Origin of the sequence: Burkholderia sp. AU27893, assembly GCF_002223205.1 — a bacterium.
Lineage (GTDB): Bacteria > Pseudomonadota > Gammaproteobacteria > Burkholderiales > Burkholderiaceae > Burkholderia.
Window position 1 is genome coordinate 73,260 of the sequence record NZ_NKFD01000006.1, and the last position, 19,035, is coordinate 92,294.

Here is a 19,035-nt window from a genome sequence, read left to right on the forward strand (position 1 = left end):
GTCAGGTCCGGCACTCGTACCAGCCCTTCGACTGGTTCACGATGCGCACCACCAGAAGCATGACCGGTACTTCGATCAGCACACCGACGACGGTGGCCAGCGCCGCACCGGAATGGAAACCGAACAGGCTGATCGCGGCCGCGACCGCCAGCTCGAAGAAGTTCGACGCGCCGATCAGCGCCGACGGGCATGCAATGTTGTGCTTTTCGCCGATCGCACGATTGAGCCAGTACGCGAGCGCCGAATTGAAGAACACCTGAATCAGGATCGGCACAGCGAGCAGCGCGATCACCAGCGGTTGCTTCAGGATCGCTTCGCCCTGGAACGCGAACAGCAGCACCAGCGTGGCCAGCAGTGCGGAGATCGACCACGGGCCGATCTTCGCCATCGCGGCATCGAACGCCGCCTGTCCTTTCGCGAGCAACACCTTGCGCCAGACCTGCGCGAGGATCACCGGAATGACGATGTAGAGCACGACCGACGTAAGCAGCGTCGCCCACGGCACCGTGATCGCGGACATGCCGAGCAGCAGCCCTACCAGCGGCGCGAACGCGATCACCATGATGCTGTCGTTCAAAGCAACTTGGGACAGCGTGAACAGCGGATCACCGCCGGTCAGCCGGCTCCATACGAACACCATCGCCGTGCACGGCGCCGCAGCGAGCAGGATCAGGCCGGCGATGTAGCTGTCGAGCTGATCCGCCGGCAGCATCGGCGCGAACAGGTGGCGGATGAACAGCCAGCCGAGGAATGCCATCGAGAACGGCTTGACCAGCCAGTTTACGATGAGCGTGACGCCGATGCCTTTGACGTGCTGACGCACTTCGTGCAATGCGCCGAAGTCGACCTTGACCAGCATCGGGATGATCATCACCCAGATCAGCAGTCCGACCGGGAGGTTCACCTGCGCGTACTCCATCCGGCCGATCTGCTGGAACAGGCCGGGAAGCACCTGGCCGAGCGCGATGCCGGCGACGATACACAGCGCGACCCAGACGGTCAGGTACCGTTCGAAGAAGTTGATGGAGGGCTTTGCGACGGCCTTGCCGGGCGGGGCGATGTTGGACGTGTTCATTGGACAGGGTTCAGTCTCGAAGTCGTTGGCGGCCGCTAGTTTCGGCAGACCGCCGCGCGAATGATCAGGTTTGCGAGATCTCAGTCAACGCCGTCTGGAGTTCGGCATTGCTCATGCGGTCAAGCGGTAGCGCCAGCAACTGCAGCATGCGGTAGCCGATCGCCTGACGTGTGAGTTCGAACGCGAGGCGCTTGCCTTCGTCACCGCCCGTCGCATTCGACGGATCGGCGTAGCCCCAATGGACTTTGACCGGGCTGCCGGGCCAGTATGGGCAGGTTTCCGCCGCCGCGCTGTCGCACACGGTGATGACGACGCGCATTTCCGGTACGCCGTCGCCGACGAATTCGTCCCAGCTTTTGCTGCGATAGCCGTCGACGTCGACGCCGGCGTTCGTCAGCGCTTCCAGCGCGAACGGATTGAGGCGACCGCTCGGCGCGCTACCTGCGCTGTACGCGCGTACATCCTTGCCGAGCTTCGCGGCCCAATGATTGAGCATCCCTTCCGACAGCACGCTGCGCGCCGAGTTGTGGGTGCAGAGGATCAGTACGTTCGTAGTCATGTCAAAACATCCGGATTTACTGTTGGCCGATATCGCGCACCGATTTCTCCAGTGCGACGTTATCGAGTTTGGTGAGCGGCAATGACAGCAGCAGGTCGATCCGACGCTTCAGCGTCAGCGCGGCGTCGTGCATGGCCTGCTGCTTCTGTTCATCGGAGCCCTCGACATCGGCCGGGTCGGGCACGCCCCAATGTGCGGTAACCGGTTGACCGGGCCAGATCGGGCAGACTTCGCCGGCGGCCTTGTCGCACACAGTGAAAACGAAGTCGAGCGCGGGCGCGTCTGGCGCGGCGAATTCGTCCCAGCTCTTGCTTCGATACCCTTCGGTCGACAAGTGCCACCGTGCCAGCTCGCGCAGTGCGAACGGGTTCACCTCGCCTTTCGGATGACTGCCGGCGGAGTAGGCAACGAAACGCCCGTCGCCGAGCTGGTTCAGTAGCCCCTCCGACAGGATCGATCGTGCGGAATTGCCGGTGCAGATGAACAGCACGTTGTAGCGCTTGTCGCTCATGGTTGGACCTCAGCAGCAGGCAGATTTCACGGCCGCGCCGGTCGGATTGCCGCGCGCAGGAGTACAGCAAGCGGCAGTGTCGGCATTCGATTCGGCCGGCTGCGCATTACGGGATTCGCCATAGGTCGGGACGTTCCCGAGCGTCTGGTACGTCTCCCATGCAATGCCTTGCGGGTCCACCGTCCAGTACTTGTCGGAGCGCGCGTAGCAACACGTCGTACCCGTTTGTTCGTCGAGGGGCAGTGCGGCGTCGCTGAGACGCTCGTGCATTTCGGCCAGCTCGGCATCGTTTTCGACCTGTACGCCGAGGTGATCGAGGCCGGCCGCAGCGCCGCGCTGCGAGATCGCAAAGTTGACACGGGGATCGTCGAGCATCCACTTCGCATAGTCGGTCTTGACGACGGTCGGTTCGGCGGCGAACAGCGCCGAATAGAAATGGATGCTGTCAGCGAGATTCGGCACGCTGAGGTGCACGTGAAAGCGCTTCATGATTGTTGCTCCTTGGATGGAGAACATGCACCAACTGGCGAGCAGGGATTGCCGCCGCAACAGTTCTCCGTGAGATAGGCCAGCAGGCTGTTCATCGTGGCGAAGTTCGCGCAATAGAAAACGAAGCGACCTTCCTGCCGGCTGGTGACAAGCTGTGCATGCGCCAGCTCCTTCAGATGAAAGGAGAGCGACGACGGCGGCACGTCCAGCAGTGTTGCAATCTGCCCGGCCGGCATGCCTTCCGGCCCGGCCTGTACGAGGGCGCGGAAGACGGCGAGCCGGGACTCGTGGGCAAGCGCCGCAAGGGCGGCAATAGTTTGGTTCGTTTCCATGATTCCATATTAGTCGAAATATCGAATTAGAGGCAAGAATTTCGTCCGCTTGCTGATCTCCAGAGCCAGCGGCGCACCCAGAGTCGTGGACGGAGCCCTCTGGAGAATAGATGAAGCGACGATCAGGAAGCCCTTGAATTCGCTGAACATTATTTAAGGGCCTGGCCGCAGACCCTTACCAGGCCTACCGCGCGCAACACCGGTAAAGCGCACGAAAATCAAGGGGAGGCCTTCATCGGGAGCTCGTGGTCGAAGCCGACTCTAACGTAGCCGGCGTGGACATCGATAGGGCGGATTAGGGGGCGCTGGTGAGCGTCCGTCAGTAGTTGTGCGACGAACGGTACTGCAACTCTAGAGGCCAAGTCGCCTGCGTCTTAAGTCGGGGTAGCACGGTACGAATCGCCGTCACGGCGGATCTCGTACCACCTCGTTCCTCCGAATTCGGCCGCCGCGCTGTCCGGGCGTGCATAGAGGAGGCCCAGCATGCGGACGGACTCCCCCTGCCCGGGGAGACGATCGAGGTCACCTCGGAGGATCATGTTCCGACCATTGACAGCAACTGCGAGCGTGCGCCTCCTTGTCATTTGGAGCCCGTCTGGTTGCTCGCGCGTTGCCGGCGATTTCGAACTTCCCCCGGACGCGATTTCCCAAACAGCAAGGTCCGTGAGCGACGGCGTGTGGCGCAGCATCGCTCCCTCGAAAAACCATCCGGCTAGTAACGACATCGTCAGTGCTCCCTATTCAACGGCCGTCGGAAGCAAAAAGCGGTTGCTTGCTGCGTCCGGCGGGTAATACAGCATATTGGACGTTGCGCGATTCTCAACGTATCACTGTATGAAGTGCAGGATCAGTATCGCGCAGCCGCCGACCATACCGACAATCCCCGCAGTTACCCCCGCAGTCTTATTCAACCTTCCGAAAAGATAGATAAGTGCTGCGACAACGGCGATCCAAGCAATCCCGCATCCCAAGATCTCTAGCAGACCTGTTCCGGGCGCGAGAATGCTCCGAGGTTCCAATTCCATTGGCGCTCACCTTATTTGATAGCAATCCGAATGATTTTACATAACAGATACTAACGTCGACATTTTGCACATTTTAAGGTAACGCTCAAGCGCGTCGAGAACTTCGGCTTCAGTCCCGGAAACGTCCCATACTGTCGGCCACCCGCCATACTTATTCACCAGATCGCGCGCCAGATACCAACGACCGCCTGAAGGCGGCCGTTGCCTGGTGCGGGCTTTCGGCATGAAGTCGACGCTCCTGTACCTCGACGTCGGAATGCGTTCCGGCCACCTGCTCGATCATCTGCAGCGACATCAGCGTCAGGCGCGCCTCACCGCATTTCTCTATCGTCGCCTGCAGCTGCGACTTCAGCACCGGCGAACCGTCGCGCAGCGCAGCCGCGACCAAGTCGTCGCGCATCGTACGCAGCGCTGCGCGACGTCGGCCCGCTCATCCGCATCGCGATCGAAGGACAGCCGCTCGATCATCTCGATCGCCAGGCCTTGAACGCGCGCGCGCAAAGCTGTGAATTCGGTACGGCTGTAGCTGCGCAACGGCATCTGTGCCAGCTGCTGCAGGGAACGGTCGGCCATCGTTCAGGCAGTCGCCGGCTGCGTTGCCGCGCCAAAGGCCTCGGCTCGGGATTCGTCCGTGACGGCATCGCGCGTCACGATCGCCGTTGCGCACCGCTTCGAGAGTGGGCGCTTCGCTATTCTCTGAGCGCGCGATCGACGGCTCGTACTAATCTATCCGATGGTTTTCTACGTGCTCGCCCCAAAACTTAATCGGATCGCGACGAACGATTAGTTGCGATCACACTAATCACCAAGCCGCATCGCTACACCTTGGGGCCGCCCGAAAAGCGCGGATTTTACCGCCATCGACTATCAATCAGGCGAATCGATTCCACCAGTGATAGCATCCGCGGCCGCAGAGGCACGGCATCTCATCTGTACGATTGGAATATGCTGGTTTGTCCATCGCGACTCACCAACATGACGTTGTACGGCAAGTGGCGTCCGTTATATGCCGGCCCGTCCATACCAGGAGCCCCAATCGGCATGGAAGGTACAGCCAATCCGATTGCTTTCGGTCGCTCGCGCAGAAGGCGCTTGATTTCACGAGCCGGAACATGTCCTTCGATAGCATATCCCTGCACGATACCCGTATGGCACGAAGCGTAGCGATCAGGCATGCCTGCTTTACGTCTTGCCTCGACTGTATCGTCGACATTTTGCACGGCCACCTTGAAGCCGTTGTTCTTGAGATGTGATACCCAGTCTTCGCAGCAACCGCAGGTTGGTGTCTTCCATACTTGCACGACAGGCTTGCCAGCAGTCTCCTGCGAAAACGCTATGACGGGCAAAAGTGCCAACCCGGCCACGACTGATCGCCTTGCGTGTGAAATCGATCCGACCTTCAAAGGCTTTTTCATACAAACTCCTCCTTAATTGAATGGGTATATCGGCGGAAACTATCCAGTACCGGACATGATCAACTTGCCAAGTATTGAGCGTACTGTACTGTTGCATGGCATTAGCGGATATTACCAGTGTCCCCAAGGGAGTAGCGCCCAGGTTGGGTGTTGATCGCCTTGACGGTGTGGGCGACAATTGCTTCAACGCCGAGCTGCCCGAACTCCGAGCTTGCGTGACGCGGGTCGCCGCCATAGACTCCATCCGCAACCCCGGGTTTAGCCGCGTTGCGCAGTTCTTCGACACGCACCATTTGCGGAACAACCGCCAGTTGCAATGATGTGTCCGCGAGTCCGGCGTGCGTACCGATCTCGTCGCTTCGCACGCGACGCTCGCGCAAAATCTGCGCGTAGCCGTCAAAACTCGACGCATAATATTCTGATGGGACGAACGCACGCGCGCGTGACCCCGTCCAGGGCATGTCGTTATACACAACGTCCTCGTTGTTCGGCGACGGCGACGAAGCCCGTTTACTTTCAATGACATAGAGCGGCGCTTGTAAACTGTCGGCGGATCGCGTCTACTCTCCGCTTTTGAGCGGATGCCTTGGTCACCGAATCGACGCCCTGGACACAAACGGAATTCGAGCAACTGGACCTTGGCGACGCGCGCCTGAACAAGCGAGCGAGGCTTTTGATGGAAAGGATGGCGGCGGACCCGACGGCCAGCGTGCCGCAGGCATGTCACGGTTGGGGCGAAACGATAGCGGCGTACCGCTTCTTCGATAACGAGAAGGTCCAGTGGCATGCGATTCTGGAGCCGCATTGGCAGCAGACGCAAAAGCGGATGCAAACGCATCAGGTTGTGCTCTGTCTTCAAGACACCACCGAGCTTGATTTCAATGGTCAGGATGCGCTCGGATTGGGGCCGCTGACGTATGAGGCGCAGCGCGGGATGTTTGTTCATCCGACCTATGCGGTGACGCCGCAGCGCGAGCCGTTGGGCATCCTTGACGTATGGATGTGGGCCCGCGAGAAGAAGGACGACTCGGGCCGACGTGGTGGCCCGAAGGAAAGTTTGCGTTGGATCGAAGGCTACGAGCGCATCGCCGAGATGGCGCCGGATATGTCCTCGACCCGTCTGCTGTATGTGGCCGACCGCGAAGCGGATTTGATGGCGTTGATGGAGCGCGCCGACGCGTTGGGCAACCCGGCCGACTGGCTGGTACGTGCCGCGCATAACCGCAGCCTGCCCGAAGGCGATAAGTTGTGGGAGTACGCCACGCACGACGAAGCGGTGGGCGAAATCGCCTTCCCGATGGCCGCGCGCCAAGGTGTGAAAGCGCGCACGGTGCGCCAGCGCCTGTGGCTGCGGCGCGTGCAGTTGCCTGCGAGCAAGGGCAAAAGCGTCGCTGCAACGTGCCTGGTCGCGCGCGAGTTTGACGCACCAGCCGGTGTGAAGCCGATCGAATGGCGCTTGCTGACTAACCGTACGGCGACCACGCTGGATGAAGCGACGGAATTGATCGAGTGGTATCGGGCCAGATGGGAAATCGAAATCCTGTTCAACGTTCTGAAGAACGGCTGTCAGGTCGAAGAACTGCAGTTGGGCACGATTGAGCGACTTGAGCGTAAGCGCTCTTTGATTGACGCCATTGCACGGCGAGGCTGATTCACCGAGGCTACGTGTCCATGTTCAATGAGCGTGGACAGGTGTGCATGAACGAGCAACGCGGAGGTTTGCAGAGCCGATTGGTGGTCGATCGCAAGCGAGACGGACGGCGTAAGTACGACGAGGATGCAAAGCGCGAATTGATACAGGCGTGTCTGAAGCCCGGGGTGTCGATCGCGCGGACGGCCATGGAGCACGACGTCAATCCAAACCTCGTTCGGACGTGGATTTCCAAGTATCAGCGCGAACAAGCCGCGGGCGAGATAGTCAGCTCCGTGACGGAGCCGTCACGAGAGGCTCGCGTCGAGCTGCCGGCGGCTTCCGTGCATGAGGAATCAGCCTTTATGCAGGTCGTCACCTCCGCGGTTGCTCCCACTCCGACTAAATTGGCTGCGGCATTCTCACTGAATGTGCACCTGCCAAACGGCGTTTCCTTAGAATTGGGCCCGGCGAACTTCGATGAACTGACGGCCGTTGTGCAAATGCTCGGGAGGCTGCCATGTTCCGGTTCGACGAAGGGCTGAAGGTTTATCTGCATCGCGATCCAGTCGACTTCCGCATGGGCATCAACGGACTGTCGATCCTGGTCGAACAGGCGATGCGCCTGAACCCGATGACCTCGGCGCTGTTCGTCTTCGGCAACCGCCGGCGCGATCGAATCAAGATTCTCGGCTGGGGCGGCAACGGCTTCTGGTTGCTGCTCAAGCGACTCGAAGCCGATCGCTTCATCTGGCCGAACGGAGGCGACACAATCACGCTCAGCGCCGAGCAATTGCACTGGCTGCTCGACGGCATCGACCTGGCCGTGATCCAGAAGCATCCCCAGCGATATTACGCGCGGATGAGCTGAACACCGCGCGGGTGACATGGTCTAATCGGCCATGCCGAACAGCCCCGTCATGCCGAGTGTTGAGGAATACCAGGCACTGCTCGCCGAACGCGATGTGCGTATTCCGGCGAACGTGATCACGCATTTCGGCGGATCGTGATCATGGATTCCGAATGATCGTGATCACCCGTTTCGGTTGATCGTGATCGCTGATCACAGGTTTCCGAAACGCGTGATCACGATGCCGGAATGAGCGATCACGGGACCGAAACGGGTGATCACGTAACCGGAACGTAATCCGGGTTTGAGTCTGGCGGTGGCGTTGCGCATGTATTCACCGACGGCGTTAGCCTGCTCCCTTTTTTGCGGGAGAAGTGCCGATGCCGACACCTCGGATGAGCATGCGCAAATTGAAGGAAGTCCTGCGACTAAAGTGGGCGTGTGGCCTGACGCATCGGCAGATCAGCCGGGCTATCGGCATCAGCGTCGGTGCCGTCTCGAAGTTCGCGGCCCAAGCCAGCCAGGCGGGACTCGATTGGGCGGCAGCCGAAGCAATGTCCGACGACGAACTGGACGCGCGCCTGAGGCCTGCGGCAACCAATGCCGCGGCGACGACGACGCGACGCATCGAGCCCGACTACACGGCATTGCATCGCGAGCTGCGCCGCAAGGGCGTGACGCTGCAACTGCTGTGGGAAGAATACGCTGAAGCGAACCCCGGCCAGCGGACGTACCGCTACACGCAGTTCTGCCAGAAGTACAAGGACTGGGCGAAGTCGATCAAGCGCTCGATGCGTCAGCAGCACCGCGCCGGCGAGAAGCTGTTCGCGGACTTCGCGGGTCCCACCGTGCCGGTCCTGGCGAGCGATGGCGGCGTCGAGTTCGAGGCGCACGTGTTCGTTGCCGTGCTCGGCGCATCCAACTACACGTTCGCGTGCGCGACGCGCACCGAGACGATGGCGGACTGGATCGGCAGCCTGTGCGATGCGCTAGAGTTCATTGGCGGCGTGCCCGAGCTGCTCGTGCCCGACAACCCGAAGGCGCTGATCGCGCGACCCGACCGTTACGAACCCGGACTCGGCACGACCACGCAGGACTTCGTGAACCACTACGGCACCGCGATGCTGCCGGCGCGTCCGCGCAAACCGCAGGACAAGGCCAAGGTCGAAGTCGGCGTGCAGATCGTCGAGCGCTGGGTGCTGGCCCGACTGCGCCACTATCGCTTCTACAGTCTGGCTGAACTCAACAAGGCGATTGCAGAACTGATCGCCGACCTAAACCAGCGCCCGTTCAAGCGGCTCGAAGGCAACCGGCGTGAATGGTTCGAACGGCTGGACCAACCCGTCCTGCGCCCGTTGCCCGTGCGTCGCTACGAGATCGCCACCTTCCAGAAGTGCCGTGTGAACATCGATTACCACGTCGATGTCGGCGGCCACTATTACAGCGTCCCGCATAGCCTCGCACGGCAGGAGGTCTGGGCGCGTATCACACGCCACGGCGTAGAGATCCTGCATGGCGGCAAGCGTGTCGCTGCGCACGCTCGCTCGCGCCTCAAAGGCAAACACACGACCATCGCCGAACACATGCCGGCTGCGCATCGCGCGCACATGGAATGGACGCCTGGGCGCCTGCTCAACTGGGGCGCATCCGTCGGCCCCGGCGCCGAGGCTGTCGTGCGGCATCTGCTGACCAACAAACCTCACCCCGAGATGGGCTATCGCGCCTGTCTCGGTCTTCTCTCGCTCGCGCGCAAGTACGGCAAACACCGCCTCGAGGCCGCATGCCAGCGTGCATTGAAGATCGGCTCGCCCACGCGTCGCTCCGTGCTGTCAATCCTGGAAGCGGGACTTGACCTGCAGCCCTCGCTCCCGACCACGCCCGCCGAATGGCGCTCGCCCGAGCACGAGAACGTGCGCGGCCCCGACTACTACCACTGACCCGAAGGAGGTCACGATGTTGATGCAGCACACCCTTACCCAGCTAAAGGCGCTCAAACTGGACGGCATGGCTCGCGCGTTCGAGGAGCAGTCAACGCTCACGGCAAGCACCAGCCTGTCATTCGAGGAACGCGTGGGCATGCTCGTAGATCGCGAGCTGGCCTGGCGTGATACGCGACGACTCGAACGTTTGCTGCGCGCCGCGAAGCTCAAGAACCCACAGGCCTGCGTCGAAGACATTGAATACCGGCAAACCCGTGGGCTGGACCAGCGCATCGTCGCCACGCTCGCCGGCTGCGACTGGGTGCGCAATGCTCAGAACCTGATCCTGACCGGCCCCACCGGCGCGGGCAAGACGTGGCTCGCTTGCGCGTTCGGCCAGCAGGCGTGCCGGCAGGGCTTCTCCGTGTTCTATGTGCGCGTCGCGCGGCTGTTCGAAGAGCTGAAAATCGCGCACGGCGACGGCAGCTTCACACGTCGGCTTGCGCAACTCGCGAAGATTGATGTGCTGATCCTCGACGATTGGGGCTTGCAGGATCTCGACCAGGCGGCGCGCAATGATCTGCTTGAGGTACTTGATGATCGTGTCGGTACGCGCTCGACTGTGATCACCAGCCAGTTGCCGCTCGAACACTGGCACGCGTGGCTGCAGGACCCCACGCTCGCCGATGCGATTCTCGATCGGCTCGTGCATCAGGCCCACAAGCTTCCGGTCAAGGGCGATTCGATGAGAAAGAAAACGAAATCCGAGTCCGCTGACGCCTGATCGTGATCACCGTCGCTATAATCCATTGACCGCGCAACACCACCTTCCAGACTGATCACGTTCGCCGAAACGATTGATCACCATCGCCGAAATCCGCACGCGATGCGCTGCGCGGTGAGCTTCGACTCGTGACGGCCCAGCGCGATCTGGCCGAAGAGAAGCTGCGGGCCTACAAGCACGAACTGTTCGGTGCATCGAGCGAGGCGCGCCATGCCGACCAGCTCGGCCTGTTCAACGAAGCAGAGGCATTGGCGGCGACTGCCGACGCGCCCGCGCGTGAAGACGTGCCCGGCACCTCGGTCGCCGCCCACACGCGCGGCAAGCGCGGGCGCAAACCACTCAATCCGAGCCTGCCGCGCGAGGTCGTGCGGCACGAGTTGCCAGAAGCTGAACGATTCTGCGCGCACGACGGCCACGCCCTCGTCGAGATTGGCGTAGAAACGAGCGAACAGCTCGACGTGATTCCCGAGCAAGTGCGCGTCGTTCAGCACCAGCGGGTCAAGTACGCCTGCCCTTGCTGTGATCTCGGCATTAAGGTCACGCCAGCGCCGACGCGCATCATCCCTCGCGGGCTGCTCACGGAATCCGCGCTGGCGTGGATCATCACTGGCAAGTACCAATACGGCATGCCACTGTATCGCCAGGCCACGCTGCTGCGTCGCTTCGGCGGCGACATCTTGTCGAACACGCTGGCCGCTAGCGTGGTGCGAGTGGGGCTTGCTACGCAGCCGGTGATCAACCTGATGCGTGACGCGCTGCTCGAATCCGACCTGATCTACGGCGACGAGACAACGTTCCAGGTGCTGAAGGAACCGGGACGAAGGCCGCTGTCACGGGGCGGCGCTATGGAGCCAATGCGGGGTCGGCATAAGGGCGCCACTTGAGGGGCGGCACATAGGCGCCAGTCCAAGGGCGGCGTAATGGCGCCACGTTAGGGGCGGCGCATAGGCGCCAGCAGCATCAGGGCGAGAACGCGGTTCGAACTTTCCGAGTCGGTACGCTCCGTTCTTTTTGAACGGAGCGTCCATGGCCAACAGGAGGTTCGAATTGTTTGAATACCGCCAAGTCCTTGTCCGCATGCGGCAAGGCGATTCTGACCGCGACATCGCGCGCGGCGGTTTGATGGGGCGCAAGAAGCTGACGACCGTGCGCCGCGAGGCTGAAGCGCGTAGTTGGCTGGATCCGGTGCAGCCGCTGCCGGACGACGCTACGATCGCGGGTGTCTTCGGGCGCACGCCGCACCTGCCGCACACCTGTGTGTCGACGGTTGAGCCATATCGCGAACAGGTCCGCGAATGGCTTGCCGCCGGCGTTCAGGGCACCACGATCCATGCCGCCCTTCAACGCAATCATGGCTACGCCGGCAGCTATTGTGCCGTGAAGCGCATGCTGCGCCATCTGGCTGCCGAGCGCAGCGTGGCCACCACAACGATCCTCGACTTCGCACCGGCCGACGCCGCGCAGGTCGACTTCGGCGCGGGACCCGTGCTGACGGTCGAGGGCATTGCGGTCCGGACGTGGATCTTCGTGATGACGTTGTGCTGGTCGCGCCACCAGTATGCCGAGATCGTGCTGGACCAGACCGTCGAGACGTGGCTCGCCAGCCACCGGCGCGCCTTCGAATGGTTCGGCGGCTGTCCCGACCGGGTCATCATCGATAACGCGAAGTGCGCGATCATCCGGGCGTGTCGATACGAGCCGGCGGTGCAACGCTCGTACGCCGCGCTTGCCGAGGGATATGGATTCCGGATCGACGCCTGTCCGCCGCACGATCCCCAGAAGAAGGGCGTCGTCGAATCGGGCGTCAAATACGTCAAGAAGTCCTTCGTGCCGCTGCGCGAGTTCCGGGATCTGGCCGACGCCAACCGGCAACTGCGCGAATGGGTGATGCAGCAGGCCGGCACTCGTATCCACGGCACCGTCCACGAACGGCCGCTGACGCGCTTCGGCGTCGAGCGCCCGTTGCTCGCTGCATTGCCGGACGTGCCGCCGGTACTGTCGGTCTGGAAGGAGGTGGCGGTCCATCGCGACGGCCACGTCGTCTACAAGCACGCGCTGTACTCTGCACCGTTCACGCTCGTCGGCAAGTCGCTCTGGCTGAAGGCGACCGATACGGTCATCCAGCTGTTCCATCGGCATGAACTCGTCGCAACCCATCCGCGGCAGCGGGCCGGCGGTCGCCACACGGTGCGAGATCACCAGCCGCCCGAAGCGCAGGCCTGGCTCGAGCACGATCCGCAGTGGTGTCTGGCGCGCGCGAAGGAGATCGGGCCGTCGTGCCACGGCGTGATCCTCGCGCTGTTCAACGACAAGGTGCTCGTCAACCTGCGCGGCGCGCAGGGGATCATCCGGCTGCGACAGAAAGTCGGCGATCAGAGGCTGGAAGCAGCCTGCGAGCGTGCGCTCGCGTTCAGCAGCGCGAAGTACAGCACCATCAAGGGCATCCTCGACAAAGGCCTGGACAGCGAACCGGTGCCGCGTCCCGCGTCGGCCCCGACTGGCGCTTACCAGAACGGCGGCCGCTTCGGCCGTGATCTCCAATCCCTGCTGATCCACTGACACCATGAACCCGAGTCCCGAATTGAATTCCATCCTCAAACAGCTGCGCCTGTCCGGCATCCTCGACTCGCTTGAGCAGCGCAACCGTCAGGCGATCGACGGGCAGCTCGCCTATACCGAGTTCCTTGCCATGCTGCTGCACGACGAGGTTGCCCGTCGCGAACACAAGAAGCTCGGCACCCGTCTGCTGCGCGCCGGCTTCGCGATGGGCAAGACGCTCGAGACGTTCGACTTCGACCGGCTGCCTACGTTGAACCGCTCACACGTTCATGATCTCGCGACAGGCCGGTATCTCGACGAGAAGGTCGCGATCCTGATCGCCGGTCCAACCGGCACCGGCAAAAGCCACTTGGCCCAGGCGCTGGGCCACTGCGCCGCCCGCCAAGGCCGCGATGTGCTGTTCATCTCGCAGACCGAGCTGCTCAAGCGATTGAACGCCGCGCGCGCCACCGGCGCCTATGACCGCAAGTTCCAGCAGTACGCCCGGGTGCCGCTGCTGATCGTCGATGACTTCGCGCTCAAACCGCTACGTACCCCGCAGGACGAGGACTTCCACGATCTCGTCGCGGCCCGCTACGAGCACGCGGCGACCATCCTGACGTCGAATCTCGACTTCGGTGAATGGGGCGCCGCGTTCCCCGACAACCGCATCCTCGGCACCGCCACACTCGACCGACTACGCCACGGCGCCTACCGGCTCGTCCTCGAGGGCGACAGTTACCGCACCCCGAAACCGATGCCAGATCCCCCTCAAAATGCAGTTGCCAAAAACGGCAAAAAACCGCAACCTTGAAACCGTTCGAATCCGCGTTTTACCCCCGGTTCTGCTGGCGCCATTACGCCGCCCATCCCCGGCTCCTTTACGCCGCCCCGCGACAGCCGCAGGCAAAGAGCTACCTGTGGGCGCAGGTCAACGGCTCAGGGCCGCCCGTGCGGATGTTCTCGTACTCGCCGGGACGTGGTGCCCAACATGCGCAGAAGCTCTATGCCGGCGTGCAGCCCGACACTGTGCTGATGACGGACGGGTACGAACTCTATAACGGCATCGCCCACGATCACCAGCTCGTGCATCTCGGATGCTGGGCGCATGTACGCCGCGGCTTCATCAAGGCCGAGGAGTCGGTGCCGAAAGCGGCACGCTCATCGGATCTGCTGGCCACGCGCTTCGTTAAGCTGATCGGCAAGCTGTTCACGGCCGAGGCGCGAAGCGCGAAGTGGACGCCTGAACGCCGGCAGCGATTGCGTACCCGATACAGCGCCCGAGTGCTCTCCCTCGTCGAACGCATGATGGTCGAGCATCTGCCCGCCGTCGTGCCGTCGAGTCTGCTCGGCAAGGCGCTGCAATACATGAGCGGGCAATGGCCCAAGCTGGTCCGCTACATCGAGAACGGCAACTGGCCACTCTCGAACAACCTGTGTGAAAACGCGATCAGACCGTTCGTCGTCGGCCGCAAAGGCTGGCTGTTCTCCGACACTGTCGCCGGCGCGCAGGCCAGCGCCAATCTGTACTCCCTCGTCGAGACGTACAAGGCGAACGGCATCGAACCGTATCGCTACCTCGTCTGGCTGTTCACGAAGCTGCCTCTCGCTGCAACCGCCGACGACTACGCGGCCCTCATGCCATGGAGCATGCCTGCCACTCCCAACCTCTGATGGGTGTCGTTAAAAGACCGCATACACTTGAGCGCGCGTTGGCGCTGTTCCTTGTGGTGGCTTGGCGCGTGACCTATCTGATGCGGCTGGGGCGCACCTGCCCTGATTTGGACGCGCGTCTGTTCTTCGATCCCGATGAAATTCGGGCTGCGTACCTGCTTACGAAAACGCCTCGATCTGCGCAACCCAAGCTCAACGAAGTGCTGCGCTTGGTCGCGCGTCTCGGTGGATTCCTCGCTCGCAAGAGCGACGGCGAACCCGGCGCTGAGACGATCTGGAAGGGACTCACGAAAGTTCATATCGCCGCGGAAACCATGCGCTTATTACGCGATGACGGTGACGCCGGCACTTCTGTATAACGACATGCGTCCAGGGCCTATTAAGTCGCGCTACCACGCATTTGATGTCGTCCTGATAGCCGCCATGGTCCCCGAGAAAAACGATATTCACGAAGCCGTGAATTTTGAAACTGTGAGCGGCGGACTCTAGGGTCCTTTCAAATACGTCGTCAGGCACCGTAATCGTACCGGGAAAGCGCATGTGGGACGTGGGTGGCGCATAGCCGCCCTCTGGAACGTAGGCAATCACGGGGGCGACGAGCGCGTTGCCGAGACCCTCCGCGATGCGCCGAGATAGCACCCCGACGCGCGCGTTGTGCTTGCCAAGCGCGACTACGGCCCGCTTTGCTCAGTTCCGCCGATGGGAACGACGATAGTGGTCTTGCCGGCGTGGATCTGATCACGCAGTTCGGTCCAGGTCAAGTCCTCTAGTTGAATCGTCTGAGACGTCTGCGCCAAGACAGAATGTGTCGCTGCCAAAGCGACAGTGGCGGCACAAGCGACTTGAAGGATGAATTGCATACCGGACTCACCAGGCAAATTGGAGAACTCGGCTCACGAGTCTACTCGCACTTTCTACCAAACGAACAGGCTTCGGCACGTCGCGAAGTACAAGTTGGCGTCCGCTCCACTAGCCCGCAATGATTCGCAAAAAAAAGTGCCCCGGACAATACTGCCCGGGGCATAAAAGGTGAGCCACACGGTTAGCGCCTTTCTCGCTTAGACGCTAGGGTGAGGACGACGTGGGATGGCTCACCTGCGTGGACGGTGAAGATCACGGATTGCGGTATAGCGAGCGGTCGTTGATCATGAACGATTCGGAAGCCGAGCGCACACCGCTTTGCGCGGCGCTCGTGGCGTCGTTGCCATAGCCGTCCTGCCCATATTCCTTCCGCACCGTGGCACCAGCTGCTTGTGCGTTGGCGCTCGCGGCTACGCTCGGCAATTGCGGATACTTGTGGTCCGCATCGGCGAATGCCGGTGCAGCGATCAAACTCGAAACGAGCGCGATGGTCAGGGCTACAAAAGCTGCTATCTCTTTCATTTCAATCTCCCAGGCAATTAACTTGAACGATCCGAGGGCCTTCCGTTCTGCATCAAAACCCGCGTGATCGCAATGGTCACAAGCATGCAGGAATTCACCCAATTGCAGCGTGGCAGCAGCATTACATCTTTGTCACATACAGCGCAACGCAAACACGATGGAACGCAGATGAGGCCGCAAAAAAGACCGCATAGAATCCAACCTCGCAAATTTACCACATTCCTTGATATGTTTGGAGTAGACGAGCACACCCGATTCAAGACTGGAAAGGTTGGAGGGGCACGGAGAGAAGCAAGATCACGGCGCGGGATGGTCGGTCATATTATTTTTTCCTATAAACACCGACAGCATGTTTTGAAAATGTCGATTGAGTCCTATCCTGATGTGACCGCAGATAAGGATCTCGCGTCGATTCGGTCCTTACATGCTTTTGAAGTTCATTGTACTTGCTTTCCGGCATGCCATTCGCAAATGCGGCAGCCGAGATAGAAAGCACACCAAGCATAACTAGCAATCTTGAAGTCTTCATTTCTTCCACCATACCGATTCAAAAAATCTGTTCAGCGGCATCCCGGGACGTCACGTATCTGCCGAACATCATCAGCCCTATCCGGAGTTACCGAGGCGGGCAATTTCCGGTCTTGACGTGAAGATTTTGACAAGGGTACGATTTCGGCACCTGAATTTTCGAGCTCTCCTCGGCTTGGCTGACCTTTCCAGATTCGGCGGTCACACTCCTTGCTGCACAAGCGGAAAGCAGCAACGTGATGCAGCTCGCCAACAGCATGTACTTGTGGCGAAAAGTCTTCATATCTCCTCCAGGCCTTCAATTGCATCGCAAATCTCGTTTTGGGAGCCACCTGAGCGGAATAAAAGCAAATTCACTTCGATCGGCGTACTTGCAAGAGATGCCTTTTCGTATCACCACAATTCCCAAATAGCCATATGCAAGTACCACCGATCCACGGATTTACAGCATCATTTAGTTTGACGAAAAACGTCCCAACCGATAAAGCTCGCGATTTCTCTGGATAGTTGCTTCGCTCGGCGGATAATCCGATTTGCTACTCGGGATTAGACCGTCCTTTTGGGCCTGAATCAGCTCCGCGTATACTTCCGCCCTCGTTTTTCCGCGCACCGGGTTTCCCGATTGGCTATTCGCGGCACTCGAGTATCCGACACCGCTGTCTTGTGACATACCGGAATCAGCGAACGCAGGGTAAATCGTCGCAAAGCTGGCGACTGCGATCAAGATAGTTGCGATTTTCATACAATCCTCCATGTCAGGGAACTACAAATGAATACTACGCAACGCACCCGACGAATGCATGGCTGATAGATTAAGATTCTGAAATCTGAGCGCCATTGAGGATTGTTTCCATGGCCCCAATTCTTGAATGCGATTAACGGCGCTCATATATATGGACGCCGTTGTGTTTTAATTCGATTAAGGGGGCAAAATTTGAGCGAGCTCGCGAGCCTTCGCCCAATAGGAGGAAAACCTTATTGCGGACTTTGGAGGCCGAGTACAGAGACTAACAGGAGGATCGCCGTCGCCGCACCCGACTCGATCAACAAGCTCTTGCGCAAAGCAGCTATTGCACCAACATGATCTCCGATTCGCATTTTCTCTTCGAGACGTGGCGTCAAGTGAAAGCGATTCGCCCCAGCAAGCGCGAGCATCAAAGCGAAAAACCCCAGCTTAGTCAACAAGAGCTGGCCGTACAACGTCGATGTCAAACCACTAAGTGTGAGTCCGGAGATCATGCCGTAGTTGATCAGCCCGGTTGCGGTGAGCGTCAGAACGATCATTGTCCCAATCGCGGCAAAGCCGGCCAATGTCCTTTGCAAAAGCTCGAATTGTTGATTCGGTGATGCATGGTTTACGCGAAGCAGCAATACAAAGGCCGTCAAGGCGCCCACCCATCCGCCCGCGGCAGCAAGATGAAGAATGTCGGCCGACAGATGAAGCACACCTTTGCCACCGCTGTCCATTGCCCCATGACCACCCCAAGCCAAGGTGGCCAACGCGATCAATCCGGCACTGGCGGTGATCGCGAATCCGTACGTCGGGCGACGCACCAAAAGCGGCGTGACTACGAGGGCGACACTGAGTGCGACGAGTCGAAGGACCCATGCTGCGCCCAACGCCGTGCCAGACACAATCATCTCAAAAGCGTGCCGACTCACGCTGAAATAATCTTCCGCGCCCGTCATCATCTTTGCCAGTACGAGCATGCTGAGTAAGGACATCACAATCCCGACTACGGCCGCTCCGCCGAGGATGGCGGAAAATTGTCTCGTGATGTGCAGGGATCGACGCTCGTGATGCTGCAAGGCATACAGACCAAAAAGCGGGAGGCCAAAGAGCAGCATCAGGTCCATGTAAAGAATGAACCGAATTGCGATGTTTACCCAGCTGTCCATAATATTCACTTCACAATAAACGTGATCTTCCCGGTGATCGGGTGCGTGTCGGACGACACGGCGCGCCAGTCGACTCGATACGTACCGGCCGTGAGCGGTTGAGCAGGAGTAATCACCATCGTCTTGGGATCATCGCTTCCGGAAACCTTGGCTGCGATCTTCATGGCGGAATGGTCCGTCATCCCCGGCATGCTCGTCATCACAAGGCCCGCACCGGAGAACTGAGTCATCAGATTCTCCGAAAAGTGAAGTTCGATCTTCTGAGGTGCGGAGCCTTCAGTGTTGTCCTGCGGCGTCGACGAGAGCAGTTTCGGGTGAGCAAATGCAGCCGTTGCGACTACGAGGCCAGCAGCAGCGACGAAAGTTCTCGAAACAAAACGTTGGAGCGACATAGTAAATCTCCCTTTCAAGTAAATAGTGATAG

17 protein-coding genes and 6 pseudogenes are annotated in these 19,035 nt (G+C 60.3%); 10 read left to right on the forward strand and 13 right to left on the reverse strand.

Going from position 1 to position 19,035, the window contains the following annotated elements; translation table 11 throughout:
* Position 1 precedes the first annotated feature (1 nt).
* The 8 genes and pseudogenes from arsB to CFB47_RS37915 all read right to left on the reverse strand — a co-directional run bounded on the left by arsB (position 2) and on the right by CFB47_RS37915 (position 5,879).
* On the reverse strand, positions 2 to 1,075 hold the full coding sequence (arsB, locus tag CFB47_RS37870) for an ACR3 family arsenite efflux transporter (protein ID WP_027810093.1): 1,074 nt from the start codon (positions 1,073 to 1,075) through the stop codon (positions 2 to 4).
* Between the two features lie 64 nt (positions 1,076 to 1,139).
* Complete coding sequence (locus CFB47_RS37875) at positions 1,140 to 1,634, reverse strand: arsenate reductase ArsC (RefSeq protein WP_027810094.1); 495 nt, start codon at positions 1,632 to 1,634, stop codon at positions 1,140 to 1,142.
* A gap of 16 nt (positions 1,635 to 1,650) precedes the next feature.
* Complete coding sequence (locus CFB47_RS37880; RefSeq protein WP_027810095.1) at positions 1,651 to 2,145, reverse strand: arsenate reductase ArsC; 495 nt, start codon at positions 2,143 to 2,145, stop codon at positions 1,651 to 1,653.
* Positions 2,146 to 2,154: 9 nt separating this feature from the next.
* Positions 2,155 to 2,634: an ArsI/CadI family heavy metal resistance metalloenzyme gene (locus CFB47_RS37885; protein WP_027810096.1), complete on the reverse strand. Its 480-nt coding sequence runs from the start codon at positions 2,632 to 2,634 to the stop codon at positions 2,155 to 2,157.
* A complete protein-coding gene (locus CFB47_RS37890) occupies positions 2,631 to 2,966 on the reverse strand; it encodes a helix-turn-helix transcriptional regulator (RefSeq protein ID WP_027810097.1) in 336 nt (111 codons plus the stop codon). The genes CFB47_RS37885 and CFB47_RS37890 overlap by 4 nt, the downstream gene beginning before the upstream one ends.
* Positions 2,967 to 4,253: 1,287 nt before the next feature.
* Positions 4,254 to 4,564: pseudogene (locus tag CFB47_RS37905) on the reverse strand (integrase); the annotation flags it as partial.
* A gap of 353 nt (positions 4,565 to 4,917) precedes the next feature.
* Entirely contained in the window at positions 4,918 to 5,406 is a 489-nt protein-coding gene (locus CFB47_RS37910; protein WP_077186796.1) for a DUF411 domain-containing protein, read from the reverse strand.
* Positions 5,407 to 5,507: 101 nt separating this feature from the next.
* Entirely contained in the window at positions 5,508 to 5,879 is a 372-nt protein-coding gene (locus CFB47_RS37915; protein ID WP_306172480.1) for a creatininase family protein, read from the reverse strand.
* A gap of 113 nt (positions 5,880 to 5,992) precedes the next feature.
* Between CFB47_RS37915 and CFB47_RS37920 the strand changes: the two are divergent.
* From CFB47_RS37920 to CFB47_RS37965, 10 genes and pseudogenes are all read left to right on the forward strand, one after another.
* Positions 5,993 to 7,051: pseudogene (locus CFB47_RS37920) on the forward strand (IS4 family transposase); the annotation flags it as partial.
* A gap of 53 nt (positions 7,052 to 7,104) precedes the next feature.
* Entirely contained in the window at positions 7,105 to 7,581 is a 477-nt protein-coding gene (locus tag CFB47_RS37925; RefSeq protein ID WP_027810101.1) for a transposase, read from the forward strand.
* Positions 7,557 to 7,907, forward strand: coding sequence for an IS66 family insertion sequence element accessory protein TnpB (tnpB, locus tag CFB47_RS37930; protein ID WP_027810102.1), 351 nt, complete (start codon positions 7,557 to 7,559; stop codon positions 7,905 to 7,907). Before CFB47_RS37925 ends, tnpB begins: the two co-directional genes overlap by 25 nt.
* A 359-nt stretch (positions 7,908 to 8,266) precedes the next feature.
* Positions 8,267 to 9,823: an IS21-like element IS408 family transposase gene (gene istA / locus CFB47_RS37935; RefSeq protein ID WP_011875599.1), complete on the forward strand. Its 1,557-nt coding sequence runs from the start codon at positions 8,267 to 8,269 to the stop codon at positions 9,821 to 9,823.
* 16 nt (positions 9,824 to 9,839) lie between these two features.
* Positions 9,840 to 10,589, forward strand: a complete 750-nt coding sequence (gene istB, locus CFB47_RS37940; RefSeq protein WP_006397350.1) for an IS21-like element IS408 family helper ATPase IstB — start codon at positions 9,840 to 9,842, stop codon at positions 10,587 to 10,589.
* A 107-nt stretch (positions 10,590 to 10,696) separates the two neighbouring features.
* Positions 10,697 to 11,425 (forward strand): annotated as a pseudogene (locus tag CFB47_RS37945) (transposase); the annotation flags it as partial.
* A gap of 211 nt (positions 11,426 to 11,636) precedes the next feature.
* On the forward strand, positions 11,637 to 13,148 hold the full coding sequence (gene istA / locus CFB47_RS37950) for an IS21 family transposase (protein ID WP_027809980.1): 1,512 nt from the start codon (positions 11,637 to 11,639) through the stop codon (positions 13,146 to 13,148).
* Positions 13,149 to 13,152: 4 nt separating this feature from the next.
* The gene (istB, locus tag CFB47_RS37955; protein ID WP_012213993.1) at positions 13,153 to 13,941 is read left to right on the forward strand and encodes an IS21-like element ISBmu1 family helper ATPase IstB; all 789 of its coding nucleotides are present in this window, start codon (positions 13,153 to 13,155) and stop codon (positions 13,939 to 13,941) included.
* Positions 13,942 to 14,021: 80 nt separating this feature from the next.
* Positions 14,022 to 14,801: pseudogene (locus CFB47_RS37960) on the forward strand (IS66 family transposase); the annotation flags it as partial.
* Between the two features lie 26 nt (positions 14,802 to 14,827).
* A pseudogene (locus tag CFB47_RS37965) lies at positions 14,828 to 15,160 on the forward strand (IS4 family transposase); the annotation flags it as partial.
* Positions 15,161 to 15,170: 10 nt separating this feature from the next.
* Here CFB47_RS37965 and CFB47_RS37970 read toward each other — a convergent pair.
* The 5 genes and pseudogenes from CFB47_RS37970 to copC form a co-directional block, all read right to left on the reverse strand.
* Positions 15,171 to 15,661, reverse strand: a pseudogene (locus CFB47_RS37970) (creatininase family protein); the annotation flags it as partial.
* 253 nt (positions 15,662 to 15,914) lie between these two features.
* Positions 15,915 to 16,286, reverse strand: a complete 372-nt coding sequence (locus CFB47_RS40960) for a hypothetical protein (RefSeq protein ID WP_143282329.1) — start codon at positions 16,284 to 16,286, stop codon at positions 15,915 to 15,917.
* 880 nt (positions 16,287 to 17,166) lie between these two features.
* Positions 17,167 to 17,454 carry a DUF4148 domain-containing protein gene (locus CFB47_RS37980; protein ID WP_075687087.1) on the reverse strand — a complete coding sequence of 96 codons (288 nt, stop codon included), beginning with the start codon at positions 17,452 to 17,454 and terminating at the stop codon, positions 17,167 to 17,169.
* Positions 17,455 to 17,687: 233 nt separating this feature from the next.
* Positions 17,688 to 18,611, reverse strand: a complete 924-nt coding sequence (gene copD, locus CFB47_RS37985; protein WP_034175672.1) for a copper homeostasis membrane protein CopD — start codon at positions 18,609 to 18,611, stop codon at positions 17,688 to 17,690.
* A gap of 5 nt (positions 18,612 to 18,616) precedes the next feature.
* Positions 18,617 to 19,003, reverse strand: a complete 387-nt coding sequence (gene copC / locus CFB47_RS37990) for a copper homeostasis periplasmic binding protein CopC (RefSeq protein ID WP_027810007.1) — start codon at positions 19,001 to 19,003, stop codon at positions 18,617 to 18,619.
* Positions 19,004 to 19,035 lie beyond the last annotated feature (32 nt).

Excerpts from the sequence above, each read along its gene's own strand:
- arsB (WP_027810093.1), bottom strand. The coding sequence starts at position 1,075 with ATGAACACGTCCAACATCGCCCCGCCCGGCAAGGCCGTCGCAAAGCCC.
- tnpB (WP_027810102.1), top strand. The coding sequence starts at position 7,557 with ATGTTCCGGTTCGACGAAGGGCTGAAGGTTTATCTGCATCGCGATCCA.
- CFB47_RS37980 (WP_075687087.1), bottom strand. The coding sequence starts at position 17,454 with ATGAAAATCGCAACTATCTTGATCGCAGTCGCCAGCTTTGCGACGATT.
- CFB47_RS37925 (WP_027810101.1), top strand. The coding sequence starts at position 7,105 with ATGAACGAGCAACGCGGAGGTTTGCAGAGCCGATTGGTGGTCGATCGC.
- istA (WP_011875599.1), top strand. The coding sequence starts at position 8,267 with ATGCCGACACCTCGGATGAGCATGCGCAAATTGAAGGAAGTCCTGCGA.
- CFB47_RS37880 (WP_027810095.1), bottom strand. The coding sequence starts at position 2,145 with ATGAGCGACAAGCGCTACAACGTGCTGTTCATCTGCACCGGCAATTCC.
- CFB47_RS37885 (WP_027810096.1), bottom strand. The coding sequence starts at position 2,634 with ATGAAGCGCTTTCACGTGCACCTCAGCGTGCCGAATCTCGCTGACAGC.
- istB (WP_012213993.1), top strand. The coding sequence starts at position 13,153 with ATGAACCCGAGTCCCGAATTGAATTCCATCCTCAAACAGCTGCGCCTG.
- copD (WP_034175672.1), bottom strand. The coding sequence starts at position 18,611 with ATGGACAGCTGGGTAAACATCGCAATTCGGTTCATTCTTTACATGGAC.
- CFB47_RS37875 (WP_027810094.1), bottom strand. The coding sequence starts at position 1,634 with ATGACTACGAACGTACTGATCCTCTGCACCCACAACTCGGCGCGCAGC.
- copC (WP_027810007.1), bottom strand. The coding sequence starts at position 19,003 with ATGTCGCTCCAACGTTTTGTTTCGAGAACTTTCGTCGCTGCTGCTGGC.
- CFB47_RS37910 (WP_077186796.1), bottom strand. The coding sequence starts at position 5,406 with ATGAAAAAGCCTTTGAAGGTCGGATCGATTTCACACGCAAGGCGATCA.
- CFB47_RS37890 (WP_027810097.1), bottom strand. The coding sequence starts at position 2,966 with ATGGAAACGAACCAAACTATTGCCGCCCTTGCGGCGCTTGCCCACGAG.
- istB (WP_006397350.1), top strand. The coding sequence starts at position 9,840 with ATGTTGATGCAGCACACCCTTACCCAGCTAAAGGCGCTCAAACTGGAC.